This window comes from Marinomonas maritima (assembly GCF_024435075.2).
Lineage (GTDB): Bacteria > Pseudomonadota > Gammaproteobacteria > Pseudomonadales > Marinomonadaceae > Marinomonas > Marinomonas maritima.
Genome location: NZ_JAMZEG020000004.1, coordinates 379,248 through 400,636 on the forward strand (window position 1 = coordinate 379,248; position 21,389 = coordinate 400,636).

18 protein-coding genes are annotated in these 21,389 nt (G+C 42.3%); 5 read left to right on the top strand and 13 right to left on the bottom strand.

Annotation, left to right across the window (positions count from 1 at the left end):
• Positions 1 to 82: 82 nt before the first annotated feature.
• Positions 83 to 949: a YicC/YloC family endoribonuclease gene (locus M3I01_RS16915; RefSeq protein ID WP_255897089.1), complete on the top strand. Its 867-nt coding sequence runs from the start codon at positions 83 to 85 to the stop codon at positions 947 to 949.
• 10 nt (positions 950 to 959) lie between these two features.
• Here the strand turns inward: M3I01_RS16915 and M3I01_RS16920 are convergent, their stop codons facing one another.
• Entirely contained in the window at positions 960 to 1,793 is an 834-nt protein-coding gene (locus M3I01_RS16920; RefSeq protein WP_255897091.1) for an ion transporter, read from the bottom strand.
• Positions 1,794 to 2,226: 433 nt separating this feature from the next.
• Between M3I01_RS16920 and M3I01_RS16925 the strand changes: the two genes are divergently transcribed.
• Positions 2,227 to 2,916, top strand: coding sequence for an NYN domain-containing protein (locus M3I01_RS16925; protein WP_255897092.1), 690 nt, complete (start codon positions 2,227 to 2,229; stop codon positions 2,914 to 2,916).
• Positions 2,917 to 3,024: 108 nt separating this feature from the next.
• Here M3I01_RS16925 and M3I01_RS16930 read toward each other — a convergent pair whose 3' ends face one another.
• The 7 genes from M3I01_RS16930 to M3I01_RS16960 all read right to left on the bottom strand — a co-directional run bounded on the left by M3I01_RS16930 (position 3,025) and on the right by M3I01_RS16960 (position 12,257).
• Positions 3,025 to 4,791, bottom strand: coding sequence for a response regulator receiver domain (locus M3I01_RS16930; RefSeq protein ID WP_255897094.1), 1,767 nt, complete (start codon positions 4,789 to 4,791; stop codon positions 3,025 to 3,027).
• Positions 4,784 to 7,753: an ATP-binding protein gene (locus tag M3I01_RS16935; RefSeq protein ID WP_255897095.1), complete on the bottom strand. Its 2,970-nt coding sequence runs from the start codon at positions 7,751 to 7,753 to the stop codon at positions 4,784 to 4,786. Before M3I01_RS16935 ends, M3I01_RS16930 begins: the two co-directional genes overlap by 8 nt.
• A gap of 67 nt (positions 7,754 to 7,820) precedes the next feature.
• The gene (locus M3I01_RS16940) at positions 7,821 to 8,987 is read right to left on the bottom strand and encodes a DNA cytosine methyltransferase (protein WP_255897096.1); all 1,167 of its coding nucleotides are present in this window, start codon (positions 8,985 to 8,987) and stop codon (positions 7,821 to 7,823) included.
• Positions 8,988 to 9,140: 153 nt separating this feature from the next.
• Positions 9,141 to 9,452, bottom strand: a complete 312-nt coding sequence (locus M3I01_RS16945; RefSeq protein ID WP_255897097.1) for a hypothetical protein — start codon at positions 9,450 to 9,452, stop codon at positions 9,141 to 9,143.
• Between the two features lie 236 nt (positions 9,453 to 9,688).
• The gene (locus tag M3I01_RS16950; protein WP_255897098.1) at positions 9,689 to 10,978 is read right to left on the bottom strand and encodes a type II toxin-antitoxin system HipA family toxin; all 1,290 of its coding nucleotides are present in this window, start codon (positions 10,976 to 10,978) and stop codon (positions 9,689 to 9,691) included.
• Entirely contained in the window at positions 10,968 to 11,261 is a 294-nt protein-coding gene (locus M3I01_RS16955) for a helix-turn-helix domain-containing protein (RefSeq protein ID WP_255897099.1), read from the bottom strand. Before M3I01_RS16955 ends, M3I01_RS16950 begins: the two co-directional genes overlap by 11 nt.
• A gap of 99 nt (positions 11,262 to 11,360) precedes the next feature.
• Positions 11,361 to 12,257 carry a LysR family transcriptional regulator gene (locus tag M3I01_RS16960; protein ID WP_255897100.1) on the bottom strand — a complete coding sequence of 299 codons (897 nt, stop codon included), beginning with the start codon at positions 12,255 to 12,257 and terminating at the stop codon, positions 11,361 to 11,363.
• A gap of 107 nt (positions 12,258 to 12,364) precedes the next feature.
• Here M3I01_RS16960 and M3I01_RS16965 point away from each other — a divergent pair, with 107 nt between their 5' ends.
• On the top strand, positions 12,365 to 12,682 hold the full coding sequence (locus tag M3I01_RS16965; RefSeq protein WP_255897101.1) for a DMT family transporter: 318 nt from the start codon (positions 12,365 to 12,367) through the stop codon (positions 12,680 to 12,682).
• Here M3I01_RS16965 and M3I01_RS16970 read toward each other — a convergent pair.
• Positions 12,679 to 13,485 carry an AraC family transcriptional regulator gene (locus M3I01_RS16970; RefSeq protein ID WP_255897102.1) on the bottom strand — a complete coding sequence of 269 codons (807 nt, stop codon included), beginning with the start codon at positions 13,483 to 13,485 and terminating at the stop codon, positions 12,679 to 12,681. The two genes, M3I01_RS16965 and M3I01_RS16970, sit on opposite strands and share 4 nt — an antisense overlap.
• 107 nt (positions 13,486 to 13,592) lie before the next feature.
• Here M3I01_RS16970 and M3I01_RS16975 point away from each other — a divergent pair, with 107 nt between their 5' ends.
• Positions 13,593 to 14,810 carry an MFS transporter gene (locus M3I01_RS16975; RefSeq protein ID WP_255897103.1) on the top strand — a complete coding sequence of 406 codons (1,218 nt, stop codon included), beginning with the start codon at positions 13,593 to 13,595 and terminating at the stop codon, positions 14,808 to 14,810.
• Here M3I01_RS16975 and M3I01_RS16980 read toward each other — a convergent pair.
• The 4 genes from M3I01_RS16980 to M3I01_RS16995 all read right to left on the bottom strand — a co-directional run bounded on the left by M3I01_RS16980 (position 14,807) and on the right by M3I01_RS16995 (position 20,430).
• A complete protein-coding gene (locus tag M3I01_RS16980; RefSeq protein WP_255897105.1) occupies positions 14,807 to 15,316 on the bottom strand; it encodes a DUF6622 family protein in 510 nt (169 codons plus the stop codon). The genes M3I01_RS16975 and M3I01_RS16980 overlap by 4 nt on opposite strands.
• 20 nt (positions 15,317 to 15,336) lie before the next feature.
• Positions 15,337 to 16,188: an AraC family transcriptional regulator gene (locus M3I01_RS16985; protein ID WP_255897106.1), complete on the bottom strand. Its 852-nt coding sequence runs from the start codon at positions 16,186 to 16,188 to the stop codon at positions 15,337 to 15,339.
• 149 nt (positions 16,189 to 16,337) lie between these two features.
• Entirely contained in the window at positions 16,338 to 18,224 is a 1,887-nt protein-coding gene (locus M3I01_RS16990) for a sensor histidine kinase (RefSeq protein WP_255897107.1), read from the bottom strand.
• A gap of 4 nt (positions 18,225 to 18,228) precedes the next feature.
• Positions 18,229 to 20,430 (bottom strand): EAL domain-containing protein, encoded by a 2,202-nt coding sequence (locus tag M3I01_RS16995; protein ID WP_255897108.1) that lies wholly within the window; start codon positions 20,428 to 20,430, stop codon positions 18,229 to 18,231.
• Positions 20,431 to 20,742: 312 nt separating this feature from the next.
• Here M3I01_RS16995 and gmk point away from each other — a divergent pair, with 312 nt between their 5' ends.
• Positions 20,743 to 21,366, top strand: coding sequence for a guanylate kinase (gene gmk, locus M3I01_RS17000; RefSeq protein ID WP_255897109.1), 624 nt, complete (start codon positions 20,743 to 20,745; stop codon positions 21,364 to 21,366).
• Positions 21,367 to 21,389: the final 23 nt, after the last annotated feature.

Genomic DNA, 21,389 nt, shown 5'->3' on the forward strand with positions numbered 1-21,389 from the left:
GAAACTGTCGAACACGCCTTCCTTGCGTTACACTATCGCCTTTACTTTTATCTCACATCACCTCTACATTTAGGTATTCAACATGACTGCAAGCATGACCGCCTTCTCACGCCAAGAAGCCGTATACGATTGGGGCACCATCAGCTGGGAAGTCCGCTCAGTAAATCAACGCTATTTAGAACCTAACTTCCGCCTGCCAGAAAACTTTCGCGAGCTTGAGTTTGCATTTCGTGACGTGCTGCGTAAGAAAATCAACCGAGGCAAACTGGAGTGCCAACTGCGCTTTCAAGCCGTCGACAAAGCCGCTACCAGCCTGACCATTAACCCTGACAACGCCCAAGCCCTAGCAAACGCCATCGACACACTTGGCACGTGGTTCAAAGACTTAGACCCAGCCAACCCGCTCGACATTTTAAAATGGCCTGGTATTTTAAGCGACTCAGGCACAGACGCTGACATCATGAAAAAAGCGGTCGTGGAACTCTTTAACCAATCTGTCGAAGAGCTAATTCAAGTTCGACTACGCGAAGGTACTCAACTGAAAGAAATAATCGAACAGCGCCTCGATGCGATCGACGCCATCGTTGTTGAAGTTCAAGCCAAGCTGCCAGAAATCATCGCCGCGCAGAAGCAAAACCTCATCAACAAACTAGAAGCGGCCAAAGTCGACCTTGACCCAATGCGCGTCGAAGCTGAAATCGTACTATTGGCACAAAAAGCCGATGTCGCCGAAGAACTCGACCGCCTTGCAACACACAACAAAGAAGTACGCCGTCAGCTACAACAAACAGGCCCAATCGGCCGCCGTCTAGACTTCTTAATGCAAGAACTCAACCGTGAAGCCAACACCCTTTCATCTAAATCCATCGTCGTAGAAACCACCCAAAGCGCCGTGGAATTGAAAGTATTAATCGAACAAATGAGAGAGCAGATCCAAAATATTGAGTAATTATTCTCTCTTATTCTTGCGGCTTGTTCATATCTCGACGCAGCGCCTGTAGCTCCAGCTGGAGTTGTTGCATTTGCTCCAATAGCTGTTGCTGTGTGGCTTTTTCAGCGTCTAGCTCGTCTTTGTTATCATCGTCATGCATGGTCTGTACTGCGTTGACGATGACAGCAATGAAGAGGTTTAACATGGTGAAGGTAGCAATGAGGATAAAGGGAATAAAAAACACCCAAGCATAAGGAAAGGCTTCCATTACGGGTCGTGCAATGCCCATGGACCAGCTTTCTAGAGTCATGACTTGGAACAGCGTATACAGTGAAGCGCCTAGACTACCAAACCAGTCCGGAAACGCCTCACCAAATAATTTGGTGACCATCACGGCGGCCACGTAATACACAAGCCCCAACACCATGGCGATGGACAACATACCATTCAAGGATTTGATCAATGCCCCGACAATTTTTCGCATCGACGGAACAAAAGTCAGTACGCGTAATACTCGCAATACTCTGAGCGCACGCAACACAGCAAACGGGCCACTAGCAGGGACTAATGCGATCCCCACGACAATAAAATCAAATACATTCCAGCCATCTTTGAAAAAAGCAAAACGGTGTACAAGCAAACGAATGGTGAGCTCAATAACAAACACCGCCAATATAGCCTTATCTAATGCCATTAAAAACGGGCCAACGGCTGTCATCACCTCAGGCGAGGTTTCTAAACCGAGAATAATGGCATTGATTAAAATCAACGCCAATAAAAAACGCTGTATCCTAATGTTTTCAATGAACATCTTCAAACGCTGACGAATGGAATCTGTTGAAACAAGCGATGTACTGGCCATGAGCTACCTCAATCCTAAACTGTCCTAAACTGTCCTAAACTGTCCTAAACTGTCCCATACTGGGATTAAATTGACGCCATTTTATGCCAGAGAAGAAGAAGGTCAATCTCTTTTGATGTAAACAAATTGACCTATTAGAGGATGGTGAAAACGCCCTGCTTCCCGTGGATGTTATTAAGGAAAACGCGGGAACAAACCAACATCGTCATACCGCTTTATCTATACTATGGGAGCAACGAATTAACCAATCTTATTATAGTTTAAAACTATAGATTAAGATTAAAGAGATAGCTTATATTAAATTTAAAGTTATCATAGTGGTAACTATCATAAGTCTTACAACTCAGCCTTGTACGCAGCGATTAAGTTACGCTGGCTGTTAAGGTGAAAAAACCGGCTTTAGCCGGTTTTTTCACATCTAAGGATAGATAAAATGAGAACGGCTTTTTTTATTGATGGATATAACCTGTTTTACGGCTTGCTCGCTAATACTCCTTATAAGTGGCTCGACCTACCCACCTTACTTACGCACATCACTACAATCGAAAACCCTAAAGCAAAAACAGCAGAAATCTACTACTTTAGCTCACCAGTAAAGCCAGAATTGGCTAGTAGAGGAACTCAATCAAAAGAAGCGCAGGACTCTTATATCCGAGCGCTAAAAGTAAATCACGTAACGGTTACACTAGGTAGACACACTCTCGAACCAGCGCAAGCTCCAAGGTTTATTGACAAATCGACTCGACCTTCCCGACAAGATAAGGTTGATATCTGGAAATTAGAAGAAAAAGAAACAGATGTTAATTTAGCGGTCAGCATGTATCGCCTCTTATCTAAGCAACAAGCTCTACATATGGAAGATCAAATTCAACAAGTTGTGTTGGTTTCTGCAGATACTGATATTGGCCCTGCTCTTCGAGCAATCAAAGAAGACTTTCCTCATATAACGATTGGGGTCATTCTTCCGCATAGAGAAGGCATCAATCGTGGTGCACCAGGAACATTAAAGAATCAAGCAAACTGGATGCGGACCGTTGTTAAAGATGTCGAGCTTGAAGCTCATCAGTTTCCAGACAGAATACCAACTCATAAAAAACCGATTTTTAAACCTAAGTACTGGTAGATGCTTTGAAATAGCCAAACGCTGCTTCAATTCTATAAACAACAAATACCGCCTAGCAAACTCAGCCGTGCTATTGCGGATTAATTTGGTGGTCACTGGCTTTATTATCTACCAAAGGTTATCTTTCTGAATAAAGTCCAAACCAACTCTCGTTTGATTTGCTCCAAACCTCTGTAGAAGATTAAGGGCATACTCATAACGAAGCTCTGCAACTACTTGGGCTTCAACTTTCTTAATACTTAGATTACCTTCATTTTCTCTAACCTGTGCCAAACCAATCTTTTTTTCTTCTGTAAAAAGCCCTTGATTAGATGCATAAAACGTATCCCAAATTGGACTTCCTCCTCCAGTAAAAGCAAAAGCTTTGGGTTCAGAGAAGAGTTCGCAGTTTAAATAAACAAATTCATTTGTATTTGCATCTTCGTTTGCTCTAGGAAGCTTCGCATTGTTTAGTTTAACGGCTTTAAAAGCTAAATAATGGGTACCAATTCTACTTTTCCACGGAGCTGATTTTTGTCCTGGCACTAAATCACATGCAGGAGTTAGGCAGACCCAAAATTCATCATTTACAGAAAAAACTGTACCTGTATTGAGGTGTTTACCGATCACGGGCATGGAACAGGTGAAGGCATTGAGATGCCCACAGGAAAGGTCTACATTTTCAATACACTCTTTAAAGAAACGTTCGATAACAACTTTTTTGTCTTCAGATAAAAGAACTGAAGCGAGGCGGATTGAAAATTCTCGAAGTGAGCTCTTAGAAGATCTTCCCAATTGCTCCCAGTGAAGATCAATTGCCTTATCGTGAGCAAGAGTATCTTTACTATTTGATAGCAGACTATATAGCCATCCCGCTTGGGCAGAGCGATTTAAGAGAATACTTTGGGCTTGCTCCAAACCTCTTTCATCTATTTCATGGCGTATCTTCGCCATCAGTAGATGCATAGGGGACGCATTAAAATGATTTAAAGAGTCACATAGAGCTGTATAAAGTTCTTCTTCTGGGTCATCTGAAGATTTATGCACAACAGAAATAAAAACTTTTCCTGTGGAAATATAGTTCAAGTTGTTGTCTTCCCACTTCCAGACTAGATCATTTCTTATCGCTCCGATGCTCATTTCACAATGAGCTATTACTTCTCTAAGCCGAAATAGAATTAGATCGCCTATTGAAAATCCTATATTACTTACAGGAGGTAGACTTTCATTTATCGCAGAAATTTCATCGGAAAACGAATTAAAAATATGTTCGGGTTTTTTATACTTCTTTAGACTCCCATTAGAAACAAACTCAACAACCTCTTTTATTGAATAAACATTTTCTTTATCTAACCATTTGTAGCTATCAGAATTTTCGTAGAGCCATTCTTCTATAAGCTCTTTCTTCTCAGACAAAGACGAGAAAATATCACCATTAACCGTATAAAAATCCCCAAGTATTTCCTCGAAAACCTGCTTGATATTATCGTCAGCAACACCTTTGGTATGAACAAGAACAATATTAAAGTGATTGTTAAAGTCTAGTTTATTAATGATCTTTCTAGCTCTTTTCCCATCATCTTGATTACCATCTAAATGGTAGTCCAGTATCAATAGATCGCTGTGATGCAAATGTTCAGGAATATAGTTGTCATCATCTATTTTTGGAGACTTACCATTAAAGACGTCTAAACTCCATTTGTGATTTTCATGACACATCTTTGTAATATTTATCAAACGAGCTATATTTGGGTTATCCGTGTCAGGAGTATTGCCTGAATTCTGTAGCAGCTCTTGTAATGTCGGATATTCATCGTCAATTACTGTTACGGTTCTGATAGGGTCAATAAATGCTTCTTTGATTAGGTCTTGATAAGTTGTTGCCGTATCACTCATGCGTTAGTCCCTTAAACTCAATGACAAAGTTAGCACCTGATAATAATTTTTTCTCGGAGCGTGTTTCATAACGGATTTTATGGCCGCCAGCTTGTAGGTTTTGCTTAGATAGATACAGCCCTACTCCTCGCCCACCTCGCTGCTTGCGAGTAAAGAAAAGAGTAAAAAGCTGATCATAATCGTCTTGATCCACACCTTGCCCTGTATCTGATATGTAGACGTCACCATCTTTAACATCTAAAGCAATTTTTCTGTTATCAGTATCACCACGCTGACACCAGTAAAGAGAGTTGTTAATCAAGTTCATAAAAACAGGATAGATGCGTGCAGGCACTTCTTGAATCACTATCGAGTCAAAAGAATCAGAGACTTCAAAGGTAATCCCTGCTTTCTCAAAATGATCGCCAAAATACGATTGAATATATTCAGTAATCTTGGAGCCTTTAATTCTCTCTATTGTTTTCCTACCCGAAAGTTTAAGCGGCGACAGAAAACGCAGTCTTTCTGTCAACGCCTGATGCGCATGAGAAGTACTTTCCAGCAGAGAAATTTGTCTTTCCGTCAAAGCATCCGAGCTTAGATGTTTTAAGCCGTATGCTATGGTTTGATCGAATCCTTCTAGCTCGTGGCCGATGATTTCAACGGTAATGCCAAGCTGCGCCAGCGAATGCAGCCTCGCAATCTCTTCACGATATTTTTCTGTCTGATTCATGCTATGAACTGCCAGATTTTCTAGATCTATCTCTTCACTAATTCGTTCTAGAGCCGTCACGTAGGGAGAAAGTTTCTGGGCGTTCTCAATTTCGACTTTAGCTTGCATGTCATCCAGCTTTTCTAGCGCAAGACTTAATGAGCCTTTTTCAAGCCTTAGATCTTCTAGATCCTCCTCTACAGCAAGTTTGTATTGCTCTCGGCAATGCTTCACTAATTCATCAAACTCTTGCTGTTGCTTGGCTAGCATAGCTTTACCTTGTGCCGCATAGCGTGTAATGCTGTTATTTAGACTGGCTAGTTTGCTGCGGTATACCTCGGAGGCTTTTTCGTAATCGGATTTTTGTTTGGATTCAGCAAGCGCTTTGTTAACGACAAAAGTAAGCTCTTTGACTAGCTCTTTCGCTGCAAGCTCATGCTTGCGATAGCCACGGTAATCGTCTTCTAAACGACCTAAATTGGCAGGTACTGGGCTTAATGAAAACGCTTGCGTTGTTTCATTGAAGTTATCCACCTCTGACTTAAGTTCTTGAATTTCATCGATGGAATTGAGCGATAGGCGGCTTTCAAAGGTATTTTTCAACTCCGATAGTTTATCGACGTGTGAAATTAGCTGATTAAGATTCTTCTTAATAGAGGAGCGAATTCTAGTTCGCTCTTTGGACTGGATCTTTTTACGATCTTCTTCCGCTTTCTCTAATGCTTTTTGCTCTTTTATATTTTCAATTGTGACTTTTCTATTATCAGACTTTCTTCCGAAATATTTGTCTGCTGAGTCTTGTAATATATTTTCAACGATTTCCCTAAAAAGCTTGGCTGCACGGTTTTCTATAATCCCCTCACGACCAGCTTTATCTTTTAAATTGGGGTTGTTTTCTCTTGATATAGATACTCTGCCAAACATTCTCCGGCTTGACCAAAAATAACGGCCAGCATTTTTAGACCGACGTTCCTCTATCGAGAAATAATCACTATCAACACGGCCATAGGGCATTACCCGTAAGCCATCACGATATACTCTAAAGCCCGCGTATTTATCCGCCTGAGCCATAAATGAGGCGTGTTGTTGATCGGATAAGGAAGTACTGCCGATTAGCTGCTCAAAGGTTCCAGCCCTTAAGTCAAAAGCTCCAAATAGAGAATCTTTCCGAACTTTATAAGCTGTTCTAGGCTTCACAGTGTAGTTTTCAATCCATTCACCAAACACTTTTACTCGACCATGAAAGTAGCCCTCTTCATCCACATGACCTTCTAATATATGTTCAAGGTCTTCGAGATTTTTCAGGTCAAACTCTCTACCTTCACCGATTAAGTCAAATGGGAGACCTTTACGCCAACAGCGCACTAAACAACCAAAGTCGTTTGCAATAGGCTCCGAGCCTTTGGAAAAAGGGTCGGTAAAATTTGATAAGGTCTGGAAAAAACGTTCTCTAGTTAACTTTTCAGATTCATCCGCTTCTAAAAGAGGAATGGTCGAAAGCTGTACTTCAAGGTCATACATAATCTCTGCGATCAGCATCGCTGTGCCGTGCTCGGATTCACCGTTGAAAACAGACCATTTATTTAGCTGTTCCTCTGAAAAGACTTCTTTGATAAGCGTGTGCTCTATTAGCTTTTTCGTTAGCTCATCTTTTCCATCTTTTTCTTCTTGCTCAGAAAAGGCTTTCCAAGCCTCTGCTAACCGCTGGTTACGTGCTGGATCATCCGCATCCCCCCAGATATTACCCATCATCTGATCAAATAATGCAGGCAGTTCTTCTATAAGGTCAGAAGCCTTAGAAAAACCAGTAATTGGAATACGAATATCGTGAAGGTAAAGAAAGGGGTTTTCAAACAATCGCCAGTCAATCAAAGCGGCAACGAAGTCTTCATTTTTACGCTTCGAAACGAGTAACAGAAGAGGGCCTAATGCCGCTGATGAAAGGCGGCCAATGCCTTTTTGTCCTTGTTTAGGTCTAGGAGATAATCCATTACGATCTTTTTCAGGAATTTCAAACCCATTAGTTTTGGATTCTGTGCCAACGGTTAGCCATTTACTTTCGAACTCTTGGCGGTTCATACCGTGGCCGTCGTCAAAAATAGCAGCCACTTTGACATCACCATCAAATAAATGCAGCTCAACATGTTGAGCATAAGCATCATAGGCATTTTTCCAAAGTTCAGATATAGCGGTCGGACAGTCTGCTATCTGCTCTCGGCCTAGGTGATCTATGGTTCTTGCTCGTGTTTGAAAAGTAACTGGGGCAGTCATTGTGCATCTTCCTGAATATTGTCCTTTAAAAATACCGCTATCTTACAATCAAAGAAAGTGGCCTTTTTTATGAAGCTGATAATAACTTAGATATTTCAGATATAAGGGCCTCACCTAGTTTTATAGGTACTGCGTTCCCTATCTGTTTCGCCATCGCCATTGACCCACCAGTAAACATGTAATCATCTGGGAAGGTTTGTAAACGTGCGGCATGACGTAAGGTTATACCATGTGGTAACCAAGGATGTACAAAACGCCCCTTTGAAGGGTTATTGCATCCTGTTGTAATCGTGTTTGAAGGTTGATGCGGAAAGATGCGGCCATATACATCTTTGTGGCCTTTATAATCGCCTTTATGGCAGTTTAAAACTCGTCCAGACTCGTCTCTACTACCCAGTAATGGCGTATTTTCAAAAACTTGAGTCAGTGCTTCTGAGTGCACCATGTTTAAATTACATGGGTCTTCTGGCTTTAGCTCTTTACCCCACTTTAAAGATGCCATTCTCTTAGCTGACTCATCTTCAGTATAGCCAAACTTCTCCTCTAACCGGCGTTTGAATTCATTTAACGTCGAAGGCTTTGGCTCTTCAAAAATAGATGAAGCGGTTAACCATTGGCAGTCACCAGATTTGTAGTGTGTTGCTTTCGGCGGCCATTCGATATCGTCCCGTATCACGTCATTGCGTAAAGCAAAGATGAAAGCGCGCCTACGGTTTTGCGGAACACCATAGTCTTTAGCATTTAAGATCAATGGCGCACCAGTAATCACTCGATAGCCATGATCTTTGGCAAGCTGGAGAAAATCGTTAAGATATTTTTCATGGCGTGGCCACAATAAACCTGGGACATTCTCAACTAAGAACGCTTTGGGCTTTAGGTGCTCAACGAAGTCGAAGTAACGTATAAGTAAGGCATTTCTTGGGTCGTCTTTCCCAGAATCTTTAAAACGGTGAGATGAAAAGCCTTGGCATGGCGGGCCACCAAGCAGAATATCCAAATGACCTTTTTTAATACCTTGATCACGTATAAGCGAGTCGATATCAAATTTAGTAATGTCTTGAGCAAACACTTGAGTAGGAGCACCTAGCCGTTCAACTAGATTCTTTTGATAGGTTTCAGCTGCACTTTGGTCAAACTCAATAGCAGCAAGCACATTAACACCGACGTTATGCGCAGCAAGTGAAAAACCACCTGCCCCTGAAAATAAATCTATTGCCGTCAGTTTCTGTGCCATCGTAAATTCGCGAGTTCAAAAATGACGTAATTATACGTAAGGCAAGCTTATTGTCATAGCACAATACAACAAACACGTTGCACGTATACAAAACTCTCTTTGTTATATATTAGTTAGCAAATATGTATAGAAGAGCCGATTTTTTATACATATCTATTGCTGCATCTCACTCACAAACCGAATCATCGCACTTGGCTCTTCCGTTTGAAAAAGGTCTTTAAAATCATGATCCGTATAGATTTCTGAGGAAGCGTCACATCCTTCATTAATCGCTTTACACACCGTGTAACGAGGACTATCAGGGTCTTCTCGTTGGGCTTTTTCTTTGTAATCCACCCATAGCTGGTAGTACTGATCGTCCACTCGAAAATAGAATGAGGCACAAGTGTCATTCTCATAGCGGCAATCTTTTAACGTAACAGGGAGATCGCTTGACTTAAAACCCAACTCAAATCGGCTCATCATTTATCCTTAAAATCATATTAACGGTATATAAAACGGCTTCCCAAGTTAAAGTAATGCAATAGATCCCAAGACTCACTCTGCATCGTGAGAACTCACGTCGTTGCTATCTTGTGTCGTATGTCGATGTCATCGACACATCAAGTTGTCATGTCGAAATTCTTTTACTTTTTCGACATGATAAGGAGCAAATCCTTATGACATGTCTATTTTTTCGTGTTTTTTAAACATATCTAAAATCACCCCAACAAGCCTTTATTGTCTTGCCAGCAGGCATCCAGTTGTTTCTCGATCAAACGCACGGTATCGGGTTTCACGCCTAACGATAAAGCGACGTCACGAAAGCCAGAAAGAGATTCTACGACTTCTTCTATCGCGTGTTGGGCTTGTTTCCAGTTCGCAAAGCTGGCGGTCGTGGCGAGTTTTTGAATGGCTTTTAATGGTGGTTTTTTGCCGTAACCCGCAAATGACGTGGCTTGTTCGCCAAATGGATGAGGGCTAAAAGTAACATCGTAAAAAGGGGCTGGTTGCCAAGTGCCCTTATCGTCTTGTAAGAAGGCCCAGTTTTTACTGTGGTCGTCCTGATTACAGGCAAATAGGTTAAACATGGCACGACGAAATTGCATTTGACCGACCATAGGCGATTTACAAAGGTGTCGACTGAGTTTAATCAAGTCTTCGTAATCTAAACTTGGCGTCCGAAAGTCAGAATCTAATAAGCCGCATACACTGTGCATGTGTAATCGACCTAGCGAACCTTGTCTGTTTAACACTCGATCAAAGCGTTTTAAAGCCAGCCAATGGCTAGCGCCAGATTTCGCAGGCGCCTCTATTAGCTTCCACTCTTGAGGTTGAAGTCCTGCTTTTGCTGCCAATGATAGGTAAGCCGCTTCACATCCCCCTTCTTCATGACCGAGCGCTAGATTTTTTGAGGTAAACTTTACTAACCAAGCTTCATCATTTTTTTGAGCTTGAGTCCGCCAACAAGTTGGTTGATCTGGACCAAGATACACTTGGGCTTTTGGCCTTGCTCCACCAGAGCTACCAGCAGCAACCAAAGCAGCCAATACCTCTTCGGTTTGTCCGTCAAACAGGCTTTGCGCTTCTAAACCAAGTATCTGAATATCTATATCGCTATCATCGTATTGCTTAAAGTCCGACTCAGGGCTAAAGGAAAGCGCACCCATCGCAGAATCTCCGACAAAAGTGAGCCTGTCCATTGCCGTAATTTGTGCAGGCAAAATATCATGCTGACGAAATATTCTGTCTTGTAATAGCAGCCCCCAGCCATCGGGTAAGCTGTCGCCAAACACACCATGAACACCGTGATGGGGCGTTTTTGGCGCCCGTTGTAAATCAGTATTAGCGTTTAGAGTAATAGGCGATACGTTACCAAATTGCTGAATATAATCCGCGTCGTACTGAAAAAAAACGCCTTGTTGGTTTTGCGCTAATCTTCCAACATTTACTCTATTTCCTGTTGATAGAGTGCGCTGAACCACTAGTTTTTGAATCGGTTTAAAAGCCATCTTTCAGCACCTCTTCTATGGACGTTGGCATGCTAGGTTGGTTGCTGGTGTTTTGAGTCAGGGCAAAGAGCCGCGATAGATCATCGAGGCTTTGCCAGAGTAGTAATAACTGGCGAAAGGAAATTTGTCCTGTCAGTTCGAACTTTTTAATGGTGGACGCGGGTACACCACTGCGCTCGGCCAACCCATCGCGAGACAGCTTTGCCTGCTTCCGCAGACGACGAAGATGAGCCGCAAACGCGTGCTGTACATCGTTATCATCCAGTAACAGAAAGTGATTCATAGAAATAAGCGTTCATCCAAATAGATACAATGGTATCTATTATAGGTTAATAATGAATTTTTTGGACATTATTGTATCTATTGAATAATTTATTATTATTTATATTTTCCATCCCGTCACCGAGAACGCATTTTTTAATGCTTCAAAAAGCCATTGATGTGCAGGCCCGCGTTTGGCGCCTTTTTTAAACACAAGATCCACGGGTGCTGACCACGGTTTGTGGTCAAACGCTACGTCAATCTTACAAATATCACCTTGTTCAACCAGCGGATGAACCAAAGATGCAGGTAAGTAGGCCCAGCCTATTTGCTGTTTCACCAGTTCCAAAACAGCGTAATTGCTAGAACACCACCATGCACTGGGTGTCATGCTAATCAGGGCTTGGGGTTCTTTTTTTAGCGATCCGCGCACGGCAATTTGTCGAAATGGTACAAGGTCTGATTCAGACAATACTCGCTGCGCCGCCAACGGAAAATCCACATGACATACGGCAATAAAATCCACACCACCCACGTAGCAAAAATCGACTTGTTTGTTCGCTTCCACTTCTGAAAACATCACGCCAATATCGACATTGCCATCGGCAACCGCATGGATGATGTCGGGGGAGGCCAGAGACACGAGGTCGAGCTGAACATAAGGAAAGGTAAGCGCGAATAGTTTGAGAGCCGCCGACACATTGGGCGCCAATAACGCATCGTCCACAGCTATGGTGAGCGCACTTTCTTCTTTGCGTAGGATGGATTCGGCGATTTTTTCAAACTCATGAGATTGCGCTAAAAGGGCTTTCGCGCTGCGCAGTAAGCGCTCTCCTTCTGGGGTTAATATCGGACTGCGTGACGATCGATCAAACAGCTCGACGCCCAAATCGACTTCTAGATTGCTTATCCCATGACTAACAGCAGACTGCACTTTTCCCAGCTTTCTTGCGCACGCTGAAAATGACCCTAGCTCTGCGGATAACACCAGCATTTTGATTTGTTCTAAACTTAACATATGAATAATATCGATGGTTATTAACTTTTAAACATCATAATTATTGATAGTATAAAAATCAAATTCGTTCACTCACTCTCCTATATTCATCGTAAGGAACCATAAAAATGAGCTGGTTATATTTGCTGCTTGCTGGCATTACAGAAATGGGTTGGCCTATTGGATTAAAGATGGCGCAATCTGGAGAATCGAAAATCACGGGCATTGCCATCGCGATTTTCTTTATGACTATAAGCGGTACGCTTCTTTGGTTGGCGCAAAAAGAGATTCCCATGGGGACCGCTTACGCTGTTTGGACTGGAATTGGGGCGTCGGGCACTTTTCTGATAGGAATTTGGCTGTATGGTGACCCTACGTCGTTAACGCGTTATCTTGGCGTATTGTTCATCATTCTCGGCGTGGTTGTATTGAAGTTTGCACACTAACGCCCCCATCGCTCTACCCGATATTGTCTTGGAGATTTCCCCAACGCTTTTTTAAAGAAGGTAATAAACGCGCTAACGGATTCATAACCAAGCTCTTCTGAGATGGTTTGCACTGGTGTATTAACCGCCAGTTTCTGCAACGCGAGAACAATGTGAAGCTGACTGCGCCATTGTCCAAAAGTGAGTTGAACATGGCGTTTAATCATCCGTGCCAACGTTCGCTCGCTCATGGCAAAATCGTTAGCCCATTGCCCCAACGTGCGTTTTTCACTGGGTTTGGCGAGCAAGGCTAAAGCAAGACGATTAAGTATTGGCTCATCAGGAATAGGAAAATCAAACGCTTCGCGCTCTTGTTCAACCAATTGATCGAGCAAAACCGTGACCAGTCTGTCTGTCGCAGAGCCTGCTTCGTAGTCTGGTTCTTGGGTGGCCAATGACGTGGTCAGCTCCCTTAATAACGACGAGACCGTTAAGGTGCAGGCTTTATCCGGCATAGAAAGATCGGTTGAATCCACAAATAGCATACAAACATCCGCACAGGATGAAATCTGATTTCGATGCATTACCATGCTAGGAATCCAAACAGCGCAACGTGGCGGAACCAACCACATTTTATCATCAATAAAGCTGGTCACAACACCCGTCAATGGCATGACCAACTGGCCTTTTTGATGTTGGTGCCACGGCGTTTCTTCGATATGCGGAGCCGCTTTTGAGCGTAATACCAACACTCGTTGGGGATACTCATCTGCAAAACTTAGATCCGTTACAAGACGCGATGAATCATTGTCTGTATTTAGCAATTTTTTGTCCAAATAGCTCAATTAAGTTAAGAGACTAACACCTATAATACGCACCCAACAACCACACTTTACGGGTTGTATTTACCCAATACCTTGATGGAACAGAGATGAAACGTTTACAGCGCTTAGCGCAACACGATGCTGCGTATTTATTGTTATTTATTTTTTTAGTGGCTTTAAATTTGCGCGGGCCGGTGACAGGGCTCCCGCCATTATTGGATCGAATTAGCCAAGATTTGCAGCTAAGCAGTACCCAATTGGGGCTGATGACCAGCTTGCCATTACTGGCATTCGCCCTGTTCGCACCTGTTACCTCTTGGCTCACACGGTATTTTCAAATTGAACGCCTTCTGGCCTCGGGCGTCGGCCTAATTGCCATTGGTATGATCATTCGATCTTTTGGCTCAATCAGCACCTTGTATTTAGGTGCCGTGTTTATTGGCGCCGGGATTGCCATTGGTAATGTGTTGCTGCCCAGTTTATTAAAGCGCGAGTTCCCGAATCACATTGTTCAGCTTACGGCGATTTACGTATTAATGATGAGTATCGGCGGTTTTTTGATGTCGAGCTTCGCCGTGCCATTAAGCCTGTTTGCAGAGCAAAACCCCATCGCGTTGCCGATGACGTCATCGAACATGAGTGGTTGGTCATTTGCGCTAATCTGCCAAATGGCGCTGATCCTCTTACCTTTGATCGCGTGGTTTTGTTTTAAAATCACTCAACATCAAATGCCGCAAACAGGCACAGTCGAAACCACTCAAAAGCTTTGGCGCTCCATCACCGCTTGGCAAGTGACTGGGTTCCTCGCGTTCAATTCATTAATTAATTACATTGTGGTGGCTTGGGTGCCTTCTATTTTAATAAGCAATGGCTACGCTGATTCAATAGCAGGATTGTATCAGGGATATTTGCAACTCGCAGGAGCGTTGCCATCGTTGATTCTAGCGCCTTTTCTCAGTCGTTTAGGAAGCCATAGACGGCTCTGTTTATCTGCGACGAGCTTAACTTGCTTGAGTGTTTTTGGCTTTTTGTTTCTACCCAACTGGTCTGGTCTTTGGTCCGTTTGTTTCGGCTTTGGTAACAGTATGGGCTTTATTTTAGGATTATCTTTCGTTGGCTTAAGAACAAACAGTCCAAAGCAAGCGGCGGCGTTATCCGGTATGGCGCAGCTCATTGGCTATACACTTGCGGCCGTCGGACCGGTATTGATTGGTGCGCTTTATGATTGGCAGCGATCTTGGCAAGCGCCTTTGTATGTCATTCTTGTAATTTGTGTTATCTGGATAATGCTGGGGTGGATGGCCAGCCCTAAGCCAAAAAACTAACGTTCAAAAAGAACAGTTTTATTCGAACTTAAAGACAGCAATCCAATCGTTCGAGCCGCGAAAACGCCGCTAAGTAAACCATAAATTAACGACAATCCATTCATTATATCTGGACGTTCTAGAAGTGGACTTTGCATCCCTTCTAGAACACCAACACAGTATTTTATTATAAAAATACCTAAAATCAGTAGCATTGGCATCCAGCTGCCACTAAAAAAATAACGTTTTGTTTGGGCATCATAACGTACGGTTCGTAAAGGAAAGATGAGAACACCCAATAACGTCGCGACAACAAAACCCACACACCAAAACAACAGCGTTTCTTCGGTATCACCAGAGCTGAACAGTGCACCGTATAAAGAAAGTACTATCATAATCAAGGGAAACGTAAACGCTCTATTTTTAGAGACGTGACGATCACGGCTCTGCATCCAACCAAGATAAATCAATACCAATAACAAAAGCCACACCCACATAGGAGTGTTGACTAGAATGGCCTTTATCATAAAAGCCTCCCTGCTAAACATTATTTAAGTGGTAAATAGATATCCGTAATTAATTCGTGCTCCGCCACATGTGGGAAGAAATTATGCCAATGAAAGAAACAAGGTGCGTCCCTTAACTCTTCGTTAGAGTTAGGCAACCATACGTCATATAAAGCGCAGACGACGTCGCCCATATTGTCGTGCGTACCATAGTGACGCACAACGGCGCAGCGGCCTCCCGCCAAGAACTTATTTACAATACCCTCTTGGTTATCTCCAATAGTCTGATGTACCTCACCTGCAATATCAAAACGAAAGTCTTCTGCAGGTACGCACTCAGGGTTATCATAAATAATACCAAAGGTTCGGCTTGTTCCAATAGGTGAAATCCCCGTACGTTGTCGCCACCCTCGAAAGGTTGCTGAAGACTCTAGCATTCGTTCAACAGGACCTCGGTGTTCAAAGGCCGCAACTTGAGTGCCAACAAAGTTCACCAACTTAACATCCAGATTGAGCGCCATGCGGTTCTCGACGACTCTATATTCTCGATGCCATTGTAACCAGTCAGGCTGTCGACGAAACGCCATTGGGGACTGTAGAAACACTTTTTTGAAGGCTCTGGAGAAGGACTCAGGATGATCAAATTGAGCGTCCATTGCGATGTCTATAATGCGTTTGTCGGTATAAAAGACAAGTTCATAGGATGCCCTTTTCAACCTCAGTTGTTGCACAAATTTGAAGACCCCCATCCCCATATAGTTAGAAAACTGTCGATGAAAATGATATTTAGAAAAGCCGGCAACATTGCATAATGCGTCAACCGTAAGTTCTTCATTCAAATGTTTATAAATATAATCGCATACAATGTGCATGCGCTTTTCATAATATTTCATTGCCACCACTGAATACCATTTTCATGATGCTTAGCCACCCAAATAAGTAGCCATAAAGTATCTCTCAAAAAATAACCAAAAACCTGACCAAAGTTGCTGCACTGAAAACCTTAGAAGATATAAATGCGACCACAGACCTAAAAGACGAATTAGGTTGCGCCGTCTTCAAGGCTCTGCTTTAAAGGAATGGTGAAGATGAATTTAGTTCCAACCCCAACTTCAGAAGTGACCTCAATGTGTCCTTTCATCAGTTGATAGACCCATTGGTTCACTAGGTGCAACCCTAAACCGGTGTGGTTATTTTGACGGCCAGTGGTGATGAATGGTTCAAAAACACTGCCTAAAACATCTGGCGATATTCCATTGCCACTGTCTTCAAAAGAGAATATTAAATTCTCCTTTTCTTTTGAGGCCGTAATCGTTATCTGGCCTTTTGCTGACCGCTGAAAAGCATATTCAAAGGCATTATCAAAGAGGTTTTGAATAATCTGAGACATCGCGCCAGGATACCCTATCATTTCAATGTCATCTGGACATTCGATTACAAGGCTAATCCCTACACGGTTTTTAAAGGTGGATTTATAGGTTAATACAATATCGTTTAACACATTATGAAAAAAGAAAAGTTGTGCATCTTGCGCCGTTCTATCCGAAACAATTCGTTTAAAACTAGAAACAATATCGAGCGCTCGAGTGAGGTTCTTGTCTGCGATAAGAAGAGAGTCATTCATTTTATCTAGACCATCAGAAGGTGATCGGCCGATTTCTTTGTCTAGCCAGACCTTACAAGATGACATCGCCATTCTGACGCCTCCAAGCGGCGTATGCATTTCATGGGCTAAACCTGCGACCATCATACCCAAGGAAGACAGCTTACTGGTCTCTACTAGCTCATCCTGTAGATCTACCAACCGTTTATTTGTTAGATTAAGCTTTCGATTAGCATGTTCCGCTTGAGCCTTTTCTTCTTGGAGCAATGTTAATAATCGATAGGTCTCAAATTGTGCGGTAATTTGTCGCCAAACAAGCCAAGCAATAGCGATAAAGCAAAACACTGCAATCCCAATAATAGCGAGGAGTAATTTCCCCTGCCATATGGAAAACGCCTCAGAATAAGAACGAGCAACAAAATACAAAGAAGAAACCTGTTCGCTTTGAGTACCTATTACATCATCAATGTTCTGTTTAAGGAAGCTCCATAAGCGGCCATTATTGAAAACCCTTTCTAATCCATCGGTCGCATTCATTGATTGCCAAATAATAGGCAAGTGCGTTTTTATATTAAGCCGAGAGTCATTAGAGTGAAGTAACGCCCCCCATTCAAGGCTGCTGTCTGCTGCTAATACCCACTGACCCTTTGCATCCACTATTTCTAAAGACACCTCTTCAGTACTAAATGTGCGAATCAGTTCAAACAACTTACTCAAGTCGTAATTAACCACCAAAAAACCTGACTGATCACCGGTAATTTTTACGACACCACGCACCGTTGGCTGAAAAGGACGAACTATTTCTTTATTCTCTATATTCAAATCCAGAGATGAGACATAAACATCATTTTCTGTAGCACGGGGGGCATTTTTTATATAGTTTCGATCGGATTTATCTTGTAACTGAGAGTCGTCAACACGAGTAATTACGCCCGCTTGAGAGTTGATTCTAACTCGCTCTAGACCATTTGGCATAATCCAACGTACTTGTGAAATCAAACTAGACGTTCGAGCAAATTGGCTAAACTCATCGACAACCAGCTCCTCCCAATCAGCCGAAAAAGCGGTTTGGTTTTTCGATGTCAATCGCGCATTAACGCTGTTTCTCAACAACAAGGTAACACGCTTGATGTGTCCCATTTCACGACTAAAAACAGTCGCGCTACGGGACAGAACTTCCGATTCATTCCACGCCAACTGACTGATTTTATTGTCTAAAAAGAACCGATAACCTCCCCAGCTAAGCAACAATATAAAAATCATAATGCCGGATAAACACACCAGCAATAATGGTGTCTTCCGTGAAAAAAATTTACCAAAAATCATAAGGTTACAGACCTGATTGAATCCAATTTATCGTATCGTCTAATGACATCGGCTTGGCAAATAAATAGCCTTGCCCATCGCCACAGCCCAAAGCAAGAAGGTGCTCTTTTTGCTGCTCTGTCTCGATACCTTCAGCAATAACGTTCAGCCCTAGAGAATTTCCCAGCTCTATAATCATCTTCAAAATTTTCCAGTCTTTCTCAGACTCCTCCATTCTCCACACAAAACTATGGTCTATCTTAATGGTAGAAACAGGTAAGGTAGATAAGTAGGCCAAGGCAGAATAACCCGTGCCAAAGTCATCAATATTGACCCGTACGCCTAACGTTTTTAAAACAGATAAGTGTTTGTTAATGGAACTTTTCTCTTTAATGAATTGAGACTCGGTAATTTCCAGCTCTATCATCTCATTGGGAACACCTTCTTCTTTAAGCAGCGCTTTAAAGTGATCGAAGTAATTAGGACGGATGATTTCATTACCAGCGACATTGACAGAAATAGGCACATGAATCCCCATGCCTTTAAGCGTATTAATGGCTTTACAAGACTGCTGTAACATTTGTTGATCCAATTTATCAATAAGGCCACTGTTTTCGGCCAACACAATAAATTGATCTGGTGGGATAGAACTGCCGTTTTTATGTGTCCATCGAGCCAGCGCTTCAAACCCAATCAGTGTGTTGTCTTCTAAGCTTACTTTAGGCTGGAAATAAGCAACGATATCGTTATTTAAGATCGCTTCGCGCAAATCTTTTAATAATTCATAACGGCCAAACATGGCGGAGGCGAGTGCTTCAGAAAAGGCCAAATAAGAAACGCCTTCATATTTGGCTCTTTCTAACGTACTTTTTCCGACACTGACTAATTGCTCGGCTTTATAAGAAGGAAAGTCTGAAAACTTCACCAAACTAATGGTCAAGTCGAGAGAGTACGTGGAGCTATCTACTTCAATGCTGGTATGAATAATAGATTCTAGTGATGATTCGCAGTAATCTTTATCGTCATACACAATCACGACTAAAGTGTCCCGCTCTAGTAACGCAATATCAACCGATTTGTCGAAAAAATGACTCAAGTGGTCATACAAAGACACAGTAAGCTGGTCGCAATACTTAGACCCTAAAACCGATTCGATATACGCCAAATCTTCGACATATAACATTAATAAGGTGGCTTTTTCTCGCTCCCAAGAGAACATGTCACGAATTTCTCGTATCAACCAGTTTTTATTGTGAATGCCTAAAGTGGGATCAATATAAGCCAACTCGGTTAATTTACTGTGTAGTGCGACATTACGAAAACCAGCACTAATATTTTCACAAAAAACTTGAAGTAAGTTAATTTCATTTGTGGCGAGGCTACGGTCCAGCTTCACCACGATCATATACTCACGACCGTCTAATTCTTTGTTCGAAAAATACAACACAGAGAAGCCATCAAGAAAAACATGACTCTTCTTTGTATTCGCTTGCTCAATCGCTTCTTTTAAAACGACTTCTTGAATGACGGATAAAACATATCGATGTATATGAGGTGTAAACTCACCACTGGCCGCAACAATTAATGCTTTATCTAGCAACTCTTCTTCAGGGTGAAAAAAGCACACAATGCCGCCTTGATTCATTTTCAAGAGCAGGCTAATTTCATCCAAAATAGAATGCGTGTATTCTAAAATATCACTCTTTGAGGCAATGCGTTGACTCGCTGCAAGCAACAACTGCATACCGTGACGAGCTTCTTTCATGTCTGAAAGGTGCTCCCACGTGCGTAGATTACTCAACACTATCGTTTGCAAATGCGCCTGAGTAAGATCCGATTTACACCAATAATCGTCAATATCATATTGTCCGATTAGGTCATCCACTGGCGCCATACCTGGTTGCCCTGTCAACAAAACAATCCGTACCAAATCATTTCCAATAACATCACGAATAGTACGAATTAAGCGCAAGCCAGCTTTATCCGTTTCCATCACGACATCCAGGAAGATTACCGAGATATCTGGGTTCGCCGCAATCACGGTCGCTGCCTCGCTGGCGGACGATGCAACAAGAAACTCTACCTGTTTACCATCATAATTAAGCGCACTTAAACCGTTCATTAACGCCGCTTGATAATCAGGATCATCCTCTACCGATAAGACTTTACAGTATTTCTTGGAATTAAACCTTGATTGGTATTGCGTTGTATCAGAGGGTAAATCCATTGTATTTCCCATCCTTGTCTTTCGTGGTTTTATCTATTAAATAGTTATTGAAGCTTAGCGCTTTATATAAAAACTGCCTCATAGGACAATAAAAAAATTGTAACAAAATATAATTAATGCCTACGTTATAACTCTTTGACAATTTAGCTCGTAAATTTGTTCGTGTTCACATCAACTTCTTATATCAAGAAACGCTAATGTTTATCATTTTTCCGAGAATTTTCACGACACTAGACACCAATATTCAGATGCTTTGTTTGTGATATAGTACAACGTTGAAAAAGACACTGGCAGGCGGATTAAAAGAACCTCATGGACAAACATAAAGGCAATTTATTCATTTTATCAGCCCCTTCTGGAGCAGGTAAATCGACCTTGTACAAGGCACTACTAAGCCAAGATAACAAGGTGCGTATTTCGATTTCTCATACAACCCGTGCGCCAAGAACCGGCGAAGAACATGGTCGAGAATACTATTTTATCGACGATGAATCCTTCCTAGACATGATTGCGGAAGACGCCTTTTTCGAGCACGCTCAGGTCTTTGATAATTATTACGGCACGTCGAAAGAATCTATTTTTGGCATGTTGGAACAAGGCTTAGATGTCATTTTAGAAATAGACTGGCAAGGCGCACGCCAAATCCGTCAGTTGTACCCTGAGGCCATCGGTATATTCATTTTACCGCCATCATTACTCGCCTTAGAAGAACGACTCAGAAGCAGAGCAACCGACACAGACGATGTCATTCAGCGCCGCATGGCGAAAGCCGTAAATGAAATGTCTCACTATCACGAATACGACTTTGTCATCGTAAATGATGATTTTGATGCTGCACTTTCTCAAATGGCGGCCATATTTATGGCAATGAGAGCAAAAACACCCGTTATGCAAGAAAAAAGAGGCAATCTTATAAATGATCTCTTGTCATTATGAGAAGCCGTTAAGTAGAATTACCC